The sequence below is a fragment of the Azomonas macrocytogenes genome (genome assembly GCF_014191985.1).
Lineage (GTDB): Bacteria > Pseudomonadota > Gammaproteobacteria > Pseudomonadales > Pseudomonadaceae > Azomonas > Azomonas macrocytogenes.
Genome location: NZ_JACHXI010000017.1, coordinates 75,895 through 93,602 on the forward strand (window position 1 = coordinate 75,895; position 17,708 = coordinate 93,602).

Here is a 17,708-nt window from a genome sequence, read left to right on the forward strand (position 1 = left end):
TGGCATCATTGAAATAATGCTTCACTGGAAAGCCCGTTTCTTTCCATGATGCCACGCAGACGCCTGAGTGCCTCGACTTGAATCTGGCGAACGCGCTCACGTGTAAGACCGATCTCCTGCCCTACCTCTTCCAACGTGCAACTCTCGTGACCACGCAAGCCAAAGCGCCGGATAACCACATCACGCTGCTTCTGGGAGAGCTCCGACAGCCACTGATCGATATTTGAGCAAAGATCGTCATCCTGCAACAGATCGCACGGATCGGAAGGCCTGTCGTCGGTCAACGTATCGAGCAAGGTCTTATCCGAATCAGGCCCAAAAGAAACATCGACAGAAGTCACCCGCTCGTTCAGGCCAAGCATGCGCTTGACTTCATCAACAGGTTTTTCCATTAGCATGGCGATTTCTTCAGGTCGCGGTTCGTGGTCCAGTTTCTGTGTCAATTCGCGCGCAGCACGGAGATAGACATTCAGCTCCTTGACCACATGAATCGGCAAACGAATCGTGCGGGTCTGGTTCATGATAGCCCGTTCGATAGTCTGGCGAATCCACCAGGTAGCATAAGTGGAAAAACGAAAACCACGCTCGGGATCGAATTTTTCCACCGCACGAATCAAACCGAGATTTCCTTCTTCGATAAGATCCAGCAGAGTCAATCCGCGATTGAGATAACGGCGCGCTATTTTAACAACCAGACGCAGGTTGCTTTCGATCATGCGTTTTCGCCCTGCTGGATCTCCATTCTGGGCCAGGCGAGCAAAATACACCTCTTCGTCTGGAGTCAGGAGTGGGGAAAAGCCAATCTCATTGAGATAAAGCTGGGTAGCATCCAGTGCACGGCTAGAATCAGACTGCCTGGGTAATCCGGGAAAAGAAGAGCTTCTCGATCTACCTGTAGCCTTCTGCATGTTTTCGGGCTGCTGGCCCTCTAGCGTTTCCTCTTCGGGTTCGATGAATAGAAGTACATCATCCAAGTCAAACTCCGGCGCTTCTTTCTCGAGTGCCATTCTTCTTATCCCCTGCTGAGTTCGACATAAGCTCGAAACAGCCCCCTAGCTGTATAGCCGAGCTTATTCTTTTTGAAATACCAGCGCGCTTTGGCTTCAAATCAACGACTTGGCAGGTATTGCAGCGGATCTATGGGCTTGCCCTGGCGACGAATCTCAAAGTGCAGCTTCACCCGGTCGGCTCCGGTTGATCCCATTTCGGCAATCGTCTGCCCCGTCTTGACCTGTTGACCTTCACGAACCAGTAGCCTTCGGTTATGACCGTAGGCACTCACAAAAGTGTCGTTATGTTTGATGATTACTAGTTCGCCATAACCTCTCAGGCCACTGCCTGCGTATACGACAGTGCCGCTGGAGGCAGCCAGGACAGACTCTCCCAACTGCCCCGCTATATCAATGCCTTTATTCAAACTACCGTTCGAAGAAAATCGGCTGATAACCGTTCCTGAAGCAGGCCAAGCCCAGCCCGAGGCCGAATGGGTAACTGGCGAAATCGGTGTGGTTGCCGGAACAGAAGGACTGACTACTGCCGGTTGCTGGGGATTGGGAGCCTTGACTACAGGCTGCGCAATCGACTGGGAGACTGGCTTTTGCACGGTAATCGGCACCTGATTCGGTACCGTTCCGGTTTGCGGTTGCCCAGCTTGAGGCAGAGAAGGCTGAATTCGGGGCTGAGTCGAAGTAACCGGGCGCGAACCTGTAACATTTTGTAAAATTCTTTCATCGAAACGAATTCGCTGTCCTGGATAAATCATATAGGGCGACACAATTCCGTTCCGCTGTGCTAAATCTCGCCAATCCCAGCCGAAACGAAAAGCAATCGACCAAAGCGTATCGCCTGGCTTGACGGCGTAATAACCGTTGGTGACCTTGTGTTGGTTGTTATTACGATCAACTACCTCGACCCCTCCATCCGGCGAAGTCGAACATCCGGCAATAAGCAGGCTCAAGCCACAAGCGCTTAAAACTTTCCTTGCCGAGGTAATGGAAAACCACTGTTTAATGGCTACGAGGCTCAATGCCCACTCCCTAATACTCGAACTGCATCCGGTAAATCTCTGGAATCGAAGTCGAAGATGGCGCCAGAGCTTTTGCTTTTCCTCCAGGGAAGCACAGGCTGACGTTTGGTAGCGATTCGTTCAAGTCCTAGAACCTGAACGGCTTGCATTAAATACGAGAAATCTCACTGGCGAGAGAGGATATTTCCCCTGTATCCATCCGGCAATGAATGATCAGACAACAGGACCATTCAATAGTGGAACAAAGCGTACGGCATCCAGAATGTGACGTGTGAAACCCGAGTCCTCGCGAACGATTAGCAGAAGTTGCTGAACTTCACCAGCACCGACCGGAATAACCAATCGCCCACCGGGTGCCAACTGGTCAAGCAAAGCTTGAGGCACATTCGTTGCTGCAGCCGTCACGATGATACCGTTATAAGGTGCCAGTGCAGGCCACCCCTCCCAACCATCGCCCCAGCGAAAGACTACGTTGCGAATATTGAGCTCAACCAGACGATCCTTGGCCTTTTCCTGCAATGCCTGGATGCGCTCGACAGAGAAAACTCGCTCAACCAACTGAGCGAGTACAGCAGTCTGGTATCCGGAACCGGTCCCGATTTCCATAACCTTGTCGAGCGGACCGCCAGCAAGCAGCAATTCGGTCATCCGGCCGACCATATAGGGTTGAGAAATCGTCTGGTTGTGGCCGATGGGCAGAGCAGTGTCTTCATAAGCCCGATGAGCCAGAGCTTCATCGACAAACAGATGCCGCGGAGTGCGCCGGATCACTTCAAGTACATTCGGATCGGATAATCCTTCGTCATACAGTCTCTGGATCAAACGATCGCGAGTGCGTTGAGAGGTCATCCCGGTACCATGCCAGGAATCATCCCACGTGCGCTTGCTCACAGCAGTCCCTCCACCCAATTCTCAAGTCCGTGAAACGCTTCGTGGAAAGTTCGATCCAGTTGCAGTGGCGTAATGGAAACGTAACCCTGGATTACGGCATGGAAATCGGTGCCCGGCCCACCATCCTCGACATCACCGGCTGCGGAAATCCAGTAGCCTTCCTTGCCACGTGGGTTGGCCTGCCTGACCGGAGGCTTGGCACGCTGGCGATGCCCCAGGCGGGTAAGCTGGATACCACGAATTCGATCCAATGGCAGGTTGGGGATATTTATGTTCAAGACCGTACGTTCAGGCAGTTTCAAAGTAGCTTGGCTTTCGATCAGCCTGCGCGCGACATACGCGGCTGTTGGCAAGTTATCCGGCAACCGGGAAACCAGCGAAAACGCAAAAGACGAGTGACCGGTGAAGCGGCCTTCGATAGCGGCTGCGACAGTCCCGGAGTAAAGCACATCATCGCCGAGATTGGCTCCCAGATTGATACCGGCAACGACCATCTCCGGCAGCGGGTCGAGCAATCCATTGAGACCGAGATGAACGCAGTCGGTAGGCGAACCGTTCAAGCCGATGAAACCGTTTGGCATAGTAATCGGATACAGAGGCCGATCCAGAGTCAGGGCGCTACTGGCACCGCTCATATCCTGGATCGGAGCGACAACCCGGCACTCGGCATAATCTGCCAGTGCCTCGTGCAGCGCGACGAGCCCGGGAGCATAAACCCCGTCATCGTTAGCAATCAGAATACGCATCAGATATCCGTCTGTCCCGCCAGGGTGACCAGCTCGCGAACTACAGCAGTAGCGAAGCATCCGGTCGGCAGGACGAATTCCAGTTGCAGAATGTCAGGAGCGGGATAATGCCATGTCAAATCGCGAATGGGGAGGCGCAGGATGCGGCGCTCCTGCGCCAAGCCTGATTTTTCCAGCCAAACGGCCAGATTTTTCTGTTGCTCGCAGATCTGTTGCTCCAGTTGCAGAGGTTCACCAGTGGTGGCCAAAGCGCCCTCTCCCCACAAGGGAGCGGTAGGATGAAGGTCAAGCAGAGCCAGACGTGGATCGTCGCAATCGCCACCCTGTGCTGGAAAGAAACTGCGGCTATCAGTGAAGGATAACAAATCACCCGGTAAGGCTCGATTCCAATCCCCTCGTGCAACCCGGCCGGCCAGCACGCTATTGAAAAGATAACTGCGTGCTGCCGACAACACGCGTGAACGCAGGTTACGCTGGCCCGGCAAGTCGCCAGTCGCAGCAAACGCCCGCGCTTCCTGCAGATTACCGCCCTGATAACCGAAGCGCTGAGGACCGAAGTAGTTCGGTACGCCCTGTCGCTTGATGGTTTCCAGGCGTAGCTCCATGGCCGGACGTTCGGCTACAAGATCGGTAAGGCGCAGTATGAAGCCATTTGCCGAGTGAGCGCCACGCTGCAGCTTGCGCCGGTGGCGAACTGCTTTCCGGATGATCAGAGCATCATCCTCGGCTGCGGATAAATCCGGATCGGCCTGCCCCGGCAAATGCAGACTGAACCATTGGCGCGTCAGCGCCTGCCGATCCTTCAAGCCCGCATAACTCACCGAGCGCAAAGGAAGCTTGGCCGCACGGGCGATGCGCCGGGCAGCTTCTTCGGTATTCAGGTTGCGCTTTTCCACCCAAAGCCAGAGGTGCTCACCATCACCCGACAGGGGAATATCAAGAACCTCATCGACTTGGAAATCTTCAGTAGTCGCCTTCAGTACAGCCTGGCCGCAAGGCTCACCATAGGCAAATGGACCGAGTAGTTCCGCCTCGGTCATAGTGGCAACAGTAGCGCTACCGCATGCACGGCAATGCCTTCCTCGCGCCCGGTAAAACCCAGCTTTTCCGTCGTGGTGGCCTTGACATTGACCTGTTCCGGTTCGACTTGCAGGTCTTGTGCAATCAGTGTCCGCATTTGTTCGATATGCGGAGCCATCTTCGGTGCCTGGGCAATGATGGTGGAATCGATATTACCGACCTTCCAGCCTTTCGCCTGAAGCAACGCAACAACATGACGTAGCAAGCCCCGGCTATCGGCTCCTTTGAACGCTGGATCGGTATCGGGGAAATGCTTGCCGATGTCCCCCAAGGCTACAGCGCCCAACAAGGCATCACTAAGGGCATGCAATAACACATCGCCATCGGAATGTGCGACCAGACCGAATTTATGCGGGATACGTACGCCGCCAAGGGTGATGAAGTCGCCTTCGCCGAAGCGATGCACATCGTAGCCATGACCGATACGCATGAAAAATAACCCCGGTATAGATAGATAAGGCGCGATTCTACAGCACTACGAATGAGTGTCGAACGGACACAACCCTGTGTTCAGACAAGGACGGCGGCAAAGCCTGATGGTGCTAACGAATGCAGTCGATGGTGGAACCTTGATGCATGCGACTACTGGCGATCACCGCTATCGATGATCAGCATCGACCAGATCGATTTTATATCAGGAAAAACCGATCTATATTTCGTCTCATCGCGATACGGTGTTATTGAAGATTGGACATGCCCGACGAACTCGACGAAATCATCAAAGCCCTGGCTCACCCGCTACGTAGAGAAATTCTGCAATGGCTCAAGGAGCCTGAACGGAATTTCCCGGACCAGGAGCATCCTCTCTCGATCGGCGTATGCGCCGGGCAGATCGATCAGCGTGCCGGTTTTTCGCAATCGACCGTCTCGGCACACCTGGCGACCTTGCAGCGAGCTGGCCTGGTGACCAGTCGCAAAGTCGGGCAATGGCATTTCTTCAAACGCAACGAAGACACCATCCAGACATTCCTGCAGCGCTTGCAGCAAGAACTCTGACTCTCCCTCAACCCCTTGCCAAGGAGCCGTTACATGCCGCTTCCCCTACTCATCCTCGCCTTGTCAGCCTTCGCTATCGGGACAACCGAATTCGTCATCATGGGACTCCTACCTGAAGTTGCCGGCGATCTTCAGGTATCGATTCCCACTGCTGGCTGGTTGGTGACCGGCTATGCATTGGGTGTTGCCATCGGCGCTCCCTTCATGGCCCTGGCCACAGCCCGGCTGCCGCGCAAGATGGCTCTGGTCCTGCTGATGGCTATCTTCATCTTCGGCAACCTGTTCTGTGCGCTGGCGGCAAACTATGACTTGTTGATGCTGGCCCGGGTTATCACTGCCCTTTGTCATGGTGCCTTCTTTGGTATTGGTTCAATAGTCGCAGCCAGCCTGGTGCCAGCCAATCGCCGCGCGTCGGCAGTCGCCATGATGTTCACTGGCCTGACCCTGGCCAACGTACTCGGAGTACCGCTGGGTACAGCACTGGGACAGGTGGCTGGCTGGCGCTCGACTTTCTGGGCGGTAACCCTGCTCGGCATCTTCGCCTTCATCGGGCTCTGGCGTGTACTACCGGCCAATGCCGACGAGGAAAAAGCCGATCTGCGCAGCGAACTGACCGCTCTGCGCAACGGCAAACTGTGGCTGGCCCTGTCAACCACCGTCCTCTTCGCCGCGTCCATGTTTGCCCTGTTCACCTATATCGCACCGCTACTGGGCGAAGTGACCGGCGTGTCGCCGCAAGGCGTGACCTGGACGCTGCTGTTGATCGGACTTGGCCTGACTGTGGGCAACATCCTTGGTGGACGTCTGGCAGATTGGCGCCTGGATGCCACCATGATCGGCGTATTCGCCTCGATTGCGGTGATTTCCGCACTGTTCAGCTGGACTAGCCACGGTCTGCTGGCAGCAGAAGTCACCTTGTTCTTCTGGGCTCTGGCCACCTTTGCCGCCGTACCGGCCCTACAGGTCAATGTAGTGGCCTTCGGCCATGATGCTCCCAACCTAGTCTCGACCCTGAATATCAGTGCTTTCAATGTCGGCAACGCCCTGGGCGCCTGGGCCGGCGGACAAGTCATCGACCTGGGACTTGGCCTGACCAGCGTGCCTCTGGTAGCAGCCCTACTCGCGGTTCTGGCGTTGATCGCCACCCTGCTTACCCACGGCGGCGACCGCCCTCGCCTCACTCCTGCAACCGATTGATACATTCAACTTCACAGGAAGGAAGACTCGCTATGTCCGCATTATTCGAACCGATAAAGATTGGTGATCTGGAACTGACCAACCGCATCGTCATGGCTCCGCTGACCCGCTGCCGCGCCGAGAGCGGCCGGGTACCCGGTGACCTGATGGTGGAGTACTACACCCAGCGCGCTTCCGCAGGCTTGATTCTTACCGAAGCCACCTCGATAACCCCGATGGGCGTGGGTTATCCGGATACACCCGGCATCTGGTCTGACGAACAGGTGGCAGGTTGGCAGAAGATTACCCAAGCCGTGCACGCCCATGGTGGCCGTATCGTCCTGCAGCTCTGGCACGTCGGACGCATTTCCGATCCACTCTACCTGGATGGAGAATTGCCGGTAGCGCCCAGCGCGATTGCCGCTGCCGGTCACGTCAGTCTGGTGCGCCCACTGAAGTCCTACGTCACTCCGCGCGCCCTGGAGACAGCGGAAGTCAAGGCTCTCGTCGAGGACTACCGCAAGGCGGCCGAAAACGCTAAGAAGGCCGGCTTCGACGGCGTGGAACTGCACGCCGCCAATGGCTATCTGCTCGACCAATTCCTGCAGGACAAAACCAATCAGCGTACCGACCAATATGGCGGCTCGCAGGAAAACCGGGCGCGCTTGCTGCTGGAGGCAACCGATGCAGCCATCTCGGTCTGGGGCGCCGGGCGCGTCGGCGTGCACCTGGCTCCTCGTGCGGATCTGCACGACATGGGCGACTCCAATCGCGCAGAGACATTCACCTATGTAGCCCGTGAGTTGGGCCGGCGTGGTATCGCCTTCATCTGCACTCGCGAGAAGGCAGGGGAAGACAGTCTCGGCCCACACATGAAAGAGGTATTCGGTGGCGTCTATATCGCCAATGAGCGCTTCGACATGGATCAGGCCGATACCTGGCTGAAGGCCGGCAAGGCCGATGCCGTGGCCTTCGGAGTGCCCTTCATCGCCAACCCGGATCTACCCGAACGCTTCAGACGAAATGCCCCGCTGAATGAAGCAAGCCCGGAAACCTTCTACTCCAAGGGAGCAGTCGGCTATACCGACTACCCACACCTGTAACCTTGTACAAAGCCTGGTCCAAGGGCTCCATCCTCGCAAAACCCTTTGTTTCGCGAGGATGGTTTGCCAGATCCTGCAGTCAGGAAAGAGCACCAGACAAACCGGCTTTGCGAATTTCATGCAGGCCAGGCGCTCTTTCCACAGAGCGCATCCTTCAGCAAGTAACAGCTTCGGAGTCCAATTACCGAACCTTGCTACCGAGTCCACCATCCCGGCTCTCCGGCACCAGGGATGGTAAGGGCTGTCCGGCGAAATAGGCCTGCAGGTTAGCCATGACCAGATCAGACATGGCTCGCCGAGTAGCCCAAGTGGCGCTGGCCATATGCGGCGTCAGCAGTACATTGTCCAGTTCGAGCAACCCGGGATGTACGTGAGGCTCGTTTTCGAACACATCCAGTGCGGCCCCCAGCAGGCGTTTTTCAGCCAAGGCCTTGGCCAAAGCAGCTTCATCGACCACGCTGCCGCGCCCCACGTTGATCAAAATGCCCTCGGGGCCGAGTGCATCGAGCACGGCGGTATCGATCAGATGCCGGGTATCCGCCCCGCCGCTGGCGCTGACCACCAGGAAATCCACAGTCGCGGCCAACTCGCGCACGCTGGCGAAGTACGGATAATCCACCGGGTGCGGCCGACGCCCGCAATAGGCGATCTGCATATCGAACCCTTCGGCGCGGCGAGCGATAGCCGCTCCGATCCGCCCCAGGCCGACGATTCCCAGACGCGCTCCGCTCACCTTGCGGGTGAACGGAAAGGATCCGTGTGCCCAGGCGCCTTCGCGAACGAAGCGGTCGGCTAACGTGACACGCCGGGCGATACCCAGCATCAGTGTCATGGCGAAGTCGGCCACATCGTCGGTCAGCACATCCGGCGTATGCGTGACCGCAATACCACGTTCGTGCGCTGCCGCCACATCGACGCCATCGTAACCGACACCGAACACTACGATGACGTCCAACGCGGGCAGTCGCCCGATCAGCTCGCGGCTCACCCGCGATTCGCCGTTGGCGACCAGGACAAGGATATCCGCTGCCGCCGGCCCCAGTTCCGTACCGCTTTCGGAGCCCTCCACCACCTGATAATCCGCATATAGGCGCTCAGTCAACATATCGGGCAAGCGGGCAATCTTCAGCACATTCGATTTCATCAGTTACTCCTCGCAGAATAATCGTGCAGCCGGCGTCGGGCTTGACCGCCGCCGAGATACAATCCTAGTACCCCGCCAGCCAACAAGGCACAGGCCACCAGCAACAAGGCGTAGTCGTAGCTCTGCGTGGAATCCTTGATCCACCCCATGATGGGCGGCAGCCCCAGGCCGGCGATGTTGGCAATAGCGTTGATCAAGGCAATCGATACGGCTGCCGCCGGACCGGACAGATACTCGGTCGTGGTCGCCCAGAACACCGGGGTCGCCGCCCAGTTCAGCGCGACAGTGAATACCAACAGGGTATAGGCCAGGGCATGATTACCGGTGAACACCGCCAGTCCGAGCAGAATGCCAGCGCCCAGCAGCGGACCGCCAAGATGCAGGCCACGTTCGCCGGATTTATCGGAATGCCGGCCATTGAGGTACATGAACAGGCAAGCGAACAGGAATGGCAGGGCCGACAGCAGGCTGACGATGAAATTGCCCTGCCCGGAGATCGAATGCACGATCAACGGCAGGAATAGAGTGATGCCAATGGTGCCGAAGGCCTGCAGCAACCAGAACAGGCTGAGCAGCCAGACCTGCCGGCTACGGAAAGCCACATGCCAGGCATCGTGATGGGAGATCGGGGTTTTTTCCTGCTCGGCTGCCAGCGTACGAGTCAGCCAATTCTTCTGTGCAGCGTCGAGCCAATGGGTAGTTTCGGGCGAATCCGGCAGATAGCGCAGCACCACGATACCGAGTATGGCAGCCGGCAGGCCTTCGAGCAGGAACAGCCAGCGCCAGCCAGCCACACCCAAGATCCCGTCAAGATGCAGGAATGCGCCCGACAAGGGCATGCCGATCACCGAGGCCAGTGCTGCACCGATATAGAAGAACGACATCGCCCGAGCCCGATCACTGCGCGGATACCACTGCGACAGATAATAGATGATGCCCGGCGTGAAACCGGCCTCCGCCGCGCCCAGCAATAGCCGCATGACATACAACTGATTGGCGTTCTGCACCAGACTCATGCCGGCGGCGACTATCCCCCAGGTGATCATGATACGGGCGATCCAGCGGCGGGCACCGACCCGCGAGAGAATCAGGTTACTGGGTACTTCCAGCAGAATGTAAGTCACGAAAAACAGCCCGACACCAACGCCATACATCTGGGCAGTCAGTCCGAGATCGGCGTTCATCTGCAGGGCCGCCACCGAGATATTCGCCTTGTCGATATAGGCGATCAGGTACAGCAGCATCAGAAAGGGAATCAACTTCAGATTGAGCCGGCCCATAGTGCTGGCATGCAAGCTGTCGTTCGACAGAGTACTCGTCATGAAAAGATCCTTTTGTTGTCGTTATGAGCATCTGAAAAGTAGAAATCGCTTTACGCTTCCTTGAGTCGCTCCACCTTGCCAACCACGACACCGTATGAAAGCGCGCCCAGCAGAGCCATGCCGGCGATATAGGTGATAGCAGGGGTAAAGTCGTTGCCCTGTACCAGCAGGCCGATGACGATCGGCACACTGACTGCCGACAGGTTACCGATGAAGTTGAAGACACCACCGGTCAGGCCAAGCAGCCGTTCCGGAGCCAGTGCCGAAACCAGCGACCAGGTGATCGAGGCCAGACCGTTACCGAAGAACGCCAGGGCCAGGAAGAAAATGATCCAGCTTGGCGAGTCGACATAATTGGCGCCGATGATGCTGGTGGAAACCAGCAGGCCGCTGATGATCGGGATCTTGCGGGCCAGCCCCAAGGACAACCCGCGACGCACCAGCCAATCGGACAGCAGCCCCGAGCAGATTACCCCGCAGAAAGCCGCGAGAAAGGGCAACGAGGCGAGAAAGCCGGCCTTGATGAAATCCATGCCCCGGTATGTCACCAAGTAGGTGGGGAACCAAGTCAGGAAAAACCACAGGGTCGAGGTCAAGGCGTATTGACCGAGATACAAGCCCCACAGTTTGCGCTTGTTCAGCACGAACCACAGATCTTTCCAATCGAAACGCTTGCTTTGGGGCTTGCGCTGACCCAGATCAACCAACCCACCGCCTTCGCGGATCAGATTCCGCTCGGCATCATTGGTCAAGTGGAAGTCGGCGGGTTCACGGTACACGGCATACCACACCAACGCCCAAAGGATGCCGATGCCACCTGTGATGAAAAACACCATCTGCCAGCCGAAGGTCTGCTGCAGGTAGATCAGCACCGGGGTAAGGAAAGCCAGGCCGACGAACTGCCCTGACGTGTAGAAGCCAATCGCCGAAGCACGCTCGCTTTCCGGAAACCAGGTGGTAACCACACGGTTATTGAGCGGATAGGAGGGTGCTTCCAGCGCACCAACCACCAGGCGCAGGACAAACAACCCGATGAAGTTACCGACAAAGCCGAGCAGTACGGTCGCCAGCGACCACAGGCCGATGGCCAGGGCGTACAACAGACGGGGCGGTACCCGGTCAATCAGCCAGCCACCGGGAATCTGCATGGCGGCATAGGTCCAGCCGAAGGCAGAGAGAACCACCCCCATCTTCACCGGATCGATGCCCAGGTCCTCCGACAGATGCGGAGCAGCAATGGCGAGGTTGCTGCGATCCAGATAGTTGATCACCACGGTGACGAACAACAACAGCATAATGAAAAAGCGCGAACGCGACGAAGCCTGGCTGCTGACCACGGCTGCAATATTATTGTTTGGCATGGCGTCTGACCCATGCTCCCGAACGACAGGCGTCGAGAGCACTAGCTGTATCAATGGAGAAAACGACTATCAGCGATAGCAGGCCAACCTGCCGACTGCTACGGGGCGTCTACCACTCGGCAACACTGCCGTCAGCATGCCGCCAGATCGGGTTGCGCCAGCGGTGACCGAAGTCGGCGCGCTCCAGCACATACTCCTCGTTGACTTCGATACCCAACCCCGGGCCCTGGGGGATATCGACAAAACCGTCGCGATAGGCAAACACTTCCGGCTTGACCAGGTAGTCGAGGATGTCGTTGCTTTCGTTGTAGTGGATACCCAGGCTCTGCTCCTGGATGAACGCGTTGTAGCAAACCGCATCCAGTTGCAGGTTGGCCGCCAGGGCAATCGGTCCCAGCGGGCAATGTAGCGCCAGGGCGACGTCGTAGGCTTCGGCCATGGCAGCGATCTTGCGCGTTTCGGTAATGCCGCCGGAGTGCGAAGGATCAGGCTGGATGATGTCGACAAATCCGTCGGCCAGCACCCGCTTGAAGTCCCAGCGCGAGAACAGCCGTTCGCCCAGCGCGATAGGCGTGGACGTATGCTCGCGAATATCACGCAGTGCCTCGTAGTTCTCACTGAGCACTGGCTCCTCGATGAACATCAGCCGGTAAGGTTCCAGTTCCCTGGCCAAGATCTTGGCCATCGGCTTATGCACTCGGCCATGGAAGTCCACGCCGATGCCGATATCCTGCCCCACCGCTTCACGCACTGCCGCCACGTTGGCGATCGCCGCATCGATCTTGGCAAAGGAGTCGACGAACTGTAGCTCCTCGGTGCCATTCATCTTCACGGCGGTGAAACCGCGGCCGACCACTTCCCGCGCGGCACGCGCCACATCGGCCGGGCGATCACCACCGATCCAGGAGTAGACCTTGATGCGTTCGCGACACTGGCCACCGAGCAGCGCATGTACCGGTACCCCGAGATCCTTGCCTTTGATATCCCAGAGCGCCTGGTCGATGCCGGCCAGCGCACTCATATGGATGGGGCCGCCACGGTAGAAGCCGCCGCGATAGAGCACGTTCCAGTGATCCTCGATCAGTCGCGGGTCTTTGCCGATCAAGTAGTCGGACAGCTCTTCGACGGCCGCGGCCACACTATGCGCACGCCCTTCAACGATAGGTTCGCCCCAACCGACGATGCCTTCGTCAGTCTCGATTTTCAGAAACAGCCAGCGCGGCGGCACGATATGGGTAGTGAGTCGGGTGATTTTCATCGTTTGCCTCTTGTTATTGGATGGCAGGGCTCTCTGCCATGGGTTTTCGGAATATCGGTTGTCGTTTTCTTGAGATAACGTTCGTTCAGCCTTGCAAACGTCGCCAGGCAGCGACGAAGGCAGCAGCCTGTCCCGCAACTTGCTCGGCCGTCATACCCGGTTTGTACAACGCCGAACCCAGGCCAAAACCACTGGCACCAGCATCCAGGTAAGGCTGCATGTTGTCCGGGGCGACACCACCGACCGGCAGCAAGGCAATATCGCGGGCGAACACCGCGCGCCAGGCTTTCACTACCGTTGGTGCAATCTGCTCGGCGGGGAACAGTTTGAGCGCATCGGCACCGGCTTCCAGGGCGGCGAACCCCTCGCTCGGAGTGGCCACGCCGGGAGCGCAGAACAGGCCAGCGCTCTTGGCCGCGCGAATGACTCGCGCATCACTGTGCGGCATCACGATCAGCCGGCCACCGACCGCTGCGACCTGTTCGACCTGAGTCGTCTGGAGCACAGTGCCGGCCCCGACCAGACAGCGCTCACCCAGTTCGGAGGCCAGCAGGCGGATGCTTTCCAGCGGCTGTGGCGAGTTCAAGGGAATTTCGATCAGGCGAAACCCGGCGTCGTACAGAACCTGACCGACCGGCAGAATTTCGTCAGGTGTGATCCCGCGCAAAATGGCTACCAGTGGTAATTGGCGCATGCAGCTGTCAAGCATAGTTGGCACTCCTGGGAGAAACGGAGGGTGTGGTGGCAAGCAGGCCGGCGTCGCTGGCGATTCGCCAGAGCCCGGCGCTACCGGCCTGTTCGAGAATGCGGACGTTATCCACGCCAAAATGCAGCAAGGCCTCGCGGTAACGCTGGCAAAGTACGCCGTCGCCGATCAGCACCAGCGGCGGGCAAGCGTTACCCAGCGTATCCAGTGCACAGCGCAGCTCTTCGCCAATCAGCAGCCCCGACAGATAGTCGAGGCTTTCCTCGACCGCCAGGCGCCGGGTCAATACCAGGCTGCGCGTACTGAACAGGCTGCCGGCAACCGGCTTTTCGCGTGCGACATCCAACCCGCGTACAAAGGCCGCGGGCGAAGCACGGCTATCCTGTTCCCGTGCTGGTCGACCGAGAATGGAGTGGTCGCGCAGTACGGCAAACAGCTCGCCGGTCATGTAGGTGGCAAAATGGCGGATAGCGCTGTCCGTAACCGTTACCCATTTCGAATGGGTACCTGGCAAGACCAGCAAGGCTTCGGCAGCCAGTTCCGGCAGCAACTGTAAGGCACCGAACAATTGGGTTTCTTCGCCACGCAAGACATTCGGCAAAGGGCTGCCGTCCAGCACTCCCGGCACCAGATAGAGGAAACGGCCATCGCCACTAGCAATTCGCTGTAGCCCCGAAACCAGCCGTGCGGCATCCGCCGGGCATTCCACATAAGGCACTTCTTGCCAGCCCTGAGCACTGCCGATCATGCCCGCGGCAATGGCCGGCAGGTCGGGCCAACGCGTGCGCCAGTCACCAACCAAGGTGGCAAAGGCACGCGGGAAATTGCCATCCGGCACATGCAGGATGCCCCAGGGCTCGGCACGGGTCTGTAATACACGACCGCCCTCCCCCAGCAGATAGGCACGCAGTGAAGAAGTGCCCCAATCGAGGCCAATCAGATACGGAGTATCGAAATCACTCATGGTTGGTTCCAGCCCAGTTCGTAAGAGATGGCCCGAGCGCACTCGATCACCTCGGGACGCAGGTCGCGCAAGCGCGCTTCCGGCATATAGGGAATGGCACCGGCCACACTAAGCGCGGCCACGATGGCACCACCGGCATCACGGATCGGTGCGGCTACGCAGCGCACGCCCAACTCGTTTTCCTCAAGATCAAGGCTGCTGCCGGCCGCTACGTATTCGCGCATCTGTGCGCAGTAATCCACCCAGGGTGTGAACTGCTCGCGCAGCCCAGTCAGGCCGGTGCGGCGTTCCAATCCCTCGGCATACAGTGCTTGCCAGTCCGCTTCGGCGAGATCGAGCATGAGTGCCTTGCCAACGCCGGTGAGCGCCAGTGGCATACGCAAACCAACCCGCGAACGCATCTCCAAACCCCGAGCGCCCGGTAGCTTTTCGATATAGAGCACATCGCTGCCTTCACGCACACCGAGATGGATAGTGTCCTGAATCTGTTGCGACAGGTGCTGCAGATGCGGCAGCGCAATCTTGGCCAAAGGCATCTGTTCGCGAGCCTTGAAACCCAGCTCGATTAATTTCGCGCCGAGTAGATACCCATTCTGACTAGTACGCAGGTAACCGGCTTGTACCAGTGCAGCAACCAGACGGTGAGTGGTGCTACGTGTACAACCGATATGCGCGCCGATGGCCTGCAAACTACCGGCACCTTGTGCGACTGCATCGATTACAGCCAACCCCCGAAACAGGGCTTGGGCGCCAGTGGGAATATTGTTGTTATCGAGCATGGAAAATCTCCTGTTGAAGAAACCTTAAACCAGAGTTCAATTGGTTTCAATATGTGAGAATAAATCCCATATTATAGGATAAGCAGTGATTGGTCGATTTTTAAACAGAAGTGATCTGTGGGATCGCACATCACCAGGGAAGAAACGAAATGGCAGGACGTAGTCCGTTTCGGACTACGCCTGAAAGACAGGCATGAACATCTGCCTGCAAATATTTCCCGAAAAGACAGCTGCTGAGTGTCACGCCACAGCGGATATGACGGTTCTCACTTGTTCTCGCCGCCCATCACGGCATGGCTCGCCTTGCCAAGACAGCCAAGTCTGGTTAGTGGCCTGCGCCTAGCCCTGAGCACCGATGGCAGTGCGCCCATGCCGTCATAGCAAACGTGTCACGACACTAGAACAGCGACATGGGGTAACTGACGATAATGCGTTGCTCGTTGAACTGGTTGTTGTTGCCCCAGTCCGCACGTCGGGTCGTGTTACGCCAGCGCAGGGTCAGGTTCTTCGCCGAACCGCTCTGCACCACATAGGCCAGTTCCGTTTCCCGGCCCCACTCCTCGCCATTTCTGACCGTGCCGATCCGCACGTTGTGGGCCTTGATATAGCGCGTCATCAAGGTCAGACCCGGTAGTCCCAGGCCCGCGAAGTCATAGTCGTAGCGCAACTGCCAGGAACGTTCGCGGGCGTTGTCGTAGCTGCCGTTGAAGCTGTCGTTGGCCAATGTTCCGCCACTGGTGCCGTTGACTCGCAGCCACTTGGTATCGCCACTGATCCGTTGCAGGCCGAGGTAGACGGTGTGGAAACCCGCCTTGGCCCAGAACAGGCCGCTCAGGGTGTGGTTGTCCAGGTGGCCTTGCAGGGCATCGCCATCGTCCTCGCCATCGAAGTAGCCGATGTTGGCGTTGAGCGACAGCCCTTCGCCGATCGGCTGGCTGTGTACGAGCTGGAAATAGCGCTGCTTGTAGATGTCCTTCAGACGCGCATACCACACGCCGACGCTGGTGCGCTTGTCGTTGAAGGCATATTCGAGGCCGCCGAAGTCGAAGCGGTCGGACTTGGCCCTGCTGGTCACCGGGTTGGTGCCCACGAGCGCCATGTCTTCCATGCTGCTGTCATCACGCGGGCTGTTACCGGTGATGTGGCCGGCGTAGAGGCTCAGGTTCTGGATTTCCCGCGAGGTGATCATGCTGCCCCGGAAGGTCTGGGGCAACGAGCGACCGTCGTCGGAACGCAGGATCGGCAGCACCACGGACCATTCGCCCGTGCGCAGTTCGGTGTTGGAGAATTTCATCTTGCCGGACACGGCGATCCGGCCGAAGCGGTCGACCGGTTTGCCGTCCTTGTCCAGCGGCAACAGCTGGGTGCCGCCGGTGCCCCGGCCGCCATCGAGCTTGAAGGCCTGCATCCCCAGGACGTCGAGGCCGAAGCCGACCACCCCCTCGGTGTAGCCGGACTGGTAGTTGAAGATGAAGCTCTGGGTCCATTCCTGGGCTTTGCTGCGCGTAGCATCGTTATGCTTGAAGTCGCGGTTGATGTAGAAGTTACGCAACGTCAGGCTGGCTTTCGAATCCCCCAGGAATTCGGCCTGGGCAAAAGAGCTCGATAAGCCTCCGGAAAAGGCCAGCAACGGAACCATAAGGGAACGGGACAGACGCCCAGTGATAGATAGGGAATGCGAATGAACGCGTTGGTACATGGAAGACGACCTTTTTGTAATTATTGGGTACCGCTATTTTTGTATGGCTGCACTGAAACCGGTTTCAGTTATATCTCGAAAAGAAATCGGCTTTGCAATGCAATCATAAGCAGAAAAACGGTACGCGGGTCTAGAGTCTGTTATCGACCACTTGACCAATTACAAGCGGTTTCCACCGCTAGACTAGCAAGGCATGACTTACCACCAATAATCGCCACAGTCCTTTCCTTGAAACAGCCTATCCACTTGGTTTCAGGATTCGCTTGCGCAGGGCTGGTAAAGAATATGATCAAATAAGGCAAATATTGCTTATCTTGAAGCGTTATGCAGCAAATAGCGCAGAAATGATTACTACAGGCTCCGGCGTTCCTCTCAGGAAACGCCGGTTCCGCCACGCCCGGAGCGCTGCGGCAGGCGCTCCGGCCGCTGCCTCAGAAGAGGTAGTCGGTGCTCAAGA

At 57.8% G+C, this 17,708-nt stretch carries 17 protein-coding genes; 3 read left to right on the forward strand and 14 right to left on the reverse strand.

The features are described from left to right. Positions 1-5: 5 nt before the first annotated feature. From rpoS to ispF, 6 genes are all read right to left on the reverse strand, one after another. Positions 6-1,007, reverse strand: coding sequence for an RNA polymerase sigma factor RpoS (gene rpoS, locus FHR87_RS14640; RefSeq protein WP_183167453.1), 1,002 nt, complete (start codon positions 1,005-1,007; stop codon positions 6-8). Positions 1,008-1,108: 101 nt separating this feature from the next. Continuing rightward, entirely contained in the window at positions 1,109-2,026 is a 918-nt protein-coding gene (locus FHR87_RS14645; RefSeq protein ID WP_183167454.1) for a peptidoglycan DD-metalloendopeptidase family protein, read from the reverse strand. A 213-nt stretch (positions 2,027-2,239) separates the two neighbouring features. Next, the gene (locus tag FHR87_RS14650; protein ID WP_183167472.1) at positions 2,240-2,875 is read right to left on the reverse strand and encodes a protein-L-isoaspartate(D-aspartate) O-methyltransferase; all 636 of its coding nucleotides are present in this window, start codon (positions 2,873-2,875) and stop codon (positions 2,240-2,242) included. Between the two features lie 38 nt (positions 2,876-2,913). Further along, on the reverse strand, positions 2,914-3,663 hold the full coding sequence (gene surE, locus FHR87_RS14655) for a 5'/3'-nucleotidase SurE (protein ID WP_183167455.1): 750 nt from the start codon (positions 3,661-3,663) through the stop codon (positions 2,914-2,916). Continuing rightward, entirely contained in the window at positions 3,663-4,703 is a 1,041-nt protein-coding gene (truD, locus tag FHR87_RS14660; RefSeq protein ID WP_183167456.1) for a tRNA pseudouridine(13) synthase TruD, read from the reverse strand. Before truD ends, surE begins: the two co-directional genes overlap by 1 nt. After that, positions 4,700-5,173, reverse strand: coding sequence for a 2-C-methyl-D-erythritol 2,4-cyclodiphosphate synthase (ispF, locus tag FHR87_RS14665; RefSeq protein ID WP_183167457.1), 474 nt, complete (start codon positions 5,171-5,173; stop codon positions 4,700-4,702). Before ispF ends, truD begins: the two co-directional genes overlap by 4 nt. A 263-nt stretch (positions 5,174-5,436) precedes the next feature. Between ispF and FHR87_RS14670 the strand changes: the two genes are divergently transcribed. Genes FHR87_RS14670 through FHR87_RS14680 form a run of 3 tightly spaced genes read left to right on the forward strand, consistent with a single transcriptional unit; the run spans position 5,437 to position 8,018 of the window. Continuing rightward, positions 5,437-5,739: an ArsR/SmtB family transcription factor gene (locus FHR87_RS14670; protein WP_183167458.1), complete on the forward strand. Its 303-nt coding sequence runs from the start codon at positions 5,437-5,439 to the stop codon at positions 5,737-5,739. A 33-nt stretch (positions 5,740-5,772) separates the two neighbouring features. Continuing rightward, on the forward strand, positions 5,773-6,936 hold the full coding sequence (locus FHR87_RS14675) for an MFS transporter (protein WP_183167459.1): 1,164 nt from the start codon (positions 5,773-5,775) through the stop codon (positions 6,934-6,936). A 32-nt stretch (positions 6,937-6,968) separates the two neighbouring features. After that, positions 6,969-8,018: an alkene reductase gene (locus FHR87_RS14680; RefSeq protein WP_183167460.1), complete on the forward strand. Its 1,050-nt coding sequence runs from the start codon at positions 6,969-6,971 to the stop codon at positions 8,016-8,018. Positions 8,019-8,199: 181 nt separating this feature from the next. On the opposite strand, the gene FHR87_RS14685 is transcribed toward FHR87_RS14680, so the two are convergent. The 8 genes from FHR87_RS14685 to FHR87_RS14720 form a co-directional block, all read right to left on the reverse strand. Continuing rightward, positions 8,200-9,162: a 2-hydroxyacid dehydrogenase gene (locus FHR87_RS14685; protein ID WP_183167461.1), complete on the reverse strand. Its 963-nt coding sequence runs from the start codon at positions 9,160-9,162 to the stop codon at positions 8,200-8,202. Then, positions 9,162-10,484, reverse strand: a complete 1,323-nt coding sequence (locus FHR87_RS14690; protein WP_183167462.1) for an MFS transporter — start codon at positions 10,482-10,484, stop codon at positions 9,162-9,164. Before FHR87_RS14690 ends, FHR87_RS14685 begins: the two co-directional genes overlap by 1 nt. Before the next feature lie 50 nt (positions 10,485-10,534). Then, complete coding sequence (locus FHR87_RS14695) at positions 10,535-11,845, reverse strand: MFS transporter (protein ID WP_183167463.1); 1,311 nt, start codon at positions 11,843-11,845, stop codon at positions 10,535-10,537. A gap of 109 nt (positions 11,846-11,954) precedes the next feature. Further along, entirely contained in the window at positions 11,955-13,103 is a 1,149-nt protein-coding gene (gene dgoD, locus FHR87_RS14700; protein WP_183167464.1) for a galactonate dehydratase, read from the reverse strand. Between the two features lie 85 nt (positions 13,104-13,188). Next, positions 13,189-13,812 carry a 2-dehydro-3-deoxy-6-phosphogalactonate aldolase gene (locus FHR87_RS14705; protein ID WP_183167465.1) on the reverse strand — a complete coding sequence of 208 codons (624 nt, stop codon included), beginning with the start codon at positions 13,810-13,812 and terminating at the stop codon, positions 13,189-13,191. Beyond that, positions 13,805-14,773: a 2-dehydro-3-deoxygalactonokinase gene (locus tag FHR87_RS14710; protein WP_183167466.1), complete on the reverse strand. Its 969-nt coding sequence runs from the start codon at positions 14,771-14,773 to the stop codon at positions 13,805-13,807. Before FHR87_RS14710 ends, FHR87_RS14705 begins: the two co-directional genes overlap by 8 nt. Next, on the reverse strand, positions 14,770-15,552 hold the full coding sequence (locus tag FHR87_RS14715; protein ID WP_183167467.1) for an IclR family transcriptional regulator: 783 nt from the start codon (positions 15,550-15,552) through the stop codon (positions 14,770-14,772). The genes FHR87_RS14710 and FHR87_RS14715 overlap by 4 nt, the downstream gene beginning before the upstream one ends. Positions 15,553-15,949: 397 nt before the next feature. Then, positions 15,950-17,191 (reverse strand): OprD family porin, encoded by a 1,242-nt coding sequence (locus tag FHR87_RS14720; RefSeq protein WP_183167473.1) that lies wholly within the window; start codon positions 17,189-17,191, stop codon positions 15,950-15,952. Positions 17,192-17,708: the final 517 nt, after the last annotated feature.

Excerpts from the sequence above, each read along its gene's own strand:
- FHR87_RS14650 (WP_183167472.1), bottom strand. The coding sequence starts at position 2,875 with ATGACCTCTCAACGCACTCGCGATCGTTTGATCCAGAGACTGTATGAC.
- FHR87_RS14670 (WP_183167458.1), top strand. The coding sequence starts at position 5,437 with ATGCCCGACGAACTCGACGAAATCATCAAAGCCCTGGCTCACCCGCTA.
- FHR87_RS14705 (WP_183167465.1), bottom strand. The coding sequence starts at position 13,812 with ATGCTTGACAGCTGCATGCGCCAATTACCACTGGTAGCCATTTTGCGC.
- truD (WP_183167456.1), bottom strand. The coding sequence starts at position 4,703 with ATGACCGAGGCGGAACTACTCGGTCCATTTGCCTATGGTGAGCCTTGC.
- FHR87_RS14690 (WP_183167462.1), bottom strand. The coding sequence starts at position 10,484 with ATGACGAGTACTCTGTCGAACGACAGCTTGCATGCCAGCACTATGGGC.
- FHR87_RS14685 (WP_183167461.1), bottom strand. The coding sequence starts at position 9,162 with ATGAAATCGAATGTGCTGAAGATTGCCCGCTTGCCCGATATGTTGACT.
- FHR87_RS14720 (WP_183167473.1), bottom strand. The coding sequence starts at position 17,191 with ATGGTTCCGTTGCTGGCCTTTTCCGGAGGCTTATCGAGCTCTTTTGCC.
- rpoS (WP_183167453.1), bottom strand. The coding sequence starts at position 1,007 with ATGGCACTCGAGAAAGAAGCGCCGGAGTTTGACTTGGATGATGTACTT.
- FHR87_RS14710 (WP_183167466.1), bottom strand. The coding sequence starts at position 14,773 with ATGAGTGATTTCGATACTCCGTATCTGATTGGCCTCGATTGGGGCACT.
- ispF (WP_183167457.1), bottom strand. The coding sequence starts at position 5,173 with ATGCGTATCGGTCATGGCTACGATGTGCATCGCTTCGGCGAAGGCGAC.
- FHR87_RS14715 (WP_183167467.1), bottom strand. The coding sequence starts at position 15,552 with ATGCTCGATAACAACAATATTCCCACTGGCGCCCAAGCCCTGTTTCGG.
- surE (WP_183167455.1), bottom strand. The coding sequence starts at position 3,663 with ATGCGTATTCTGATTGCTAACGATGACGGGGTTTATGCTCCCGGGCTC.
- FHR87_RS14695 (WP_183167463.1), bottom strand. The coding sequence starts at position 11,845 with ATGCCAAACAATAATATTGCAGCCGTGGTCAGCAGCCAGGCTTCGTCG.
- FHR87_RS14680 (WP_183167460.1), top strand. The coding sequence starts at position 6,969 with ATGTCCGCATTATTCGAACCGATAAAGATTGGTGATCTGGAACTGACC.
- dgoD (WP_183167464.1), bottom strand. The coding sequence starts at position 13,103 with ATGAAAATCACCCGACTCACTACCCATATCGTGCCGCCGCGCTGGCTG.
- FHR87_RS14675 (WP_183167459.1), top strand. The coding sequence starts at position 5,773 with ATGCCGCTTCCCCTACTCATCCTCGCCTTGTCAGCCTTCGCTATCGGG.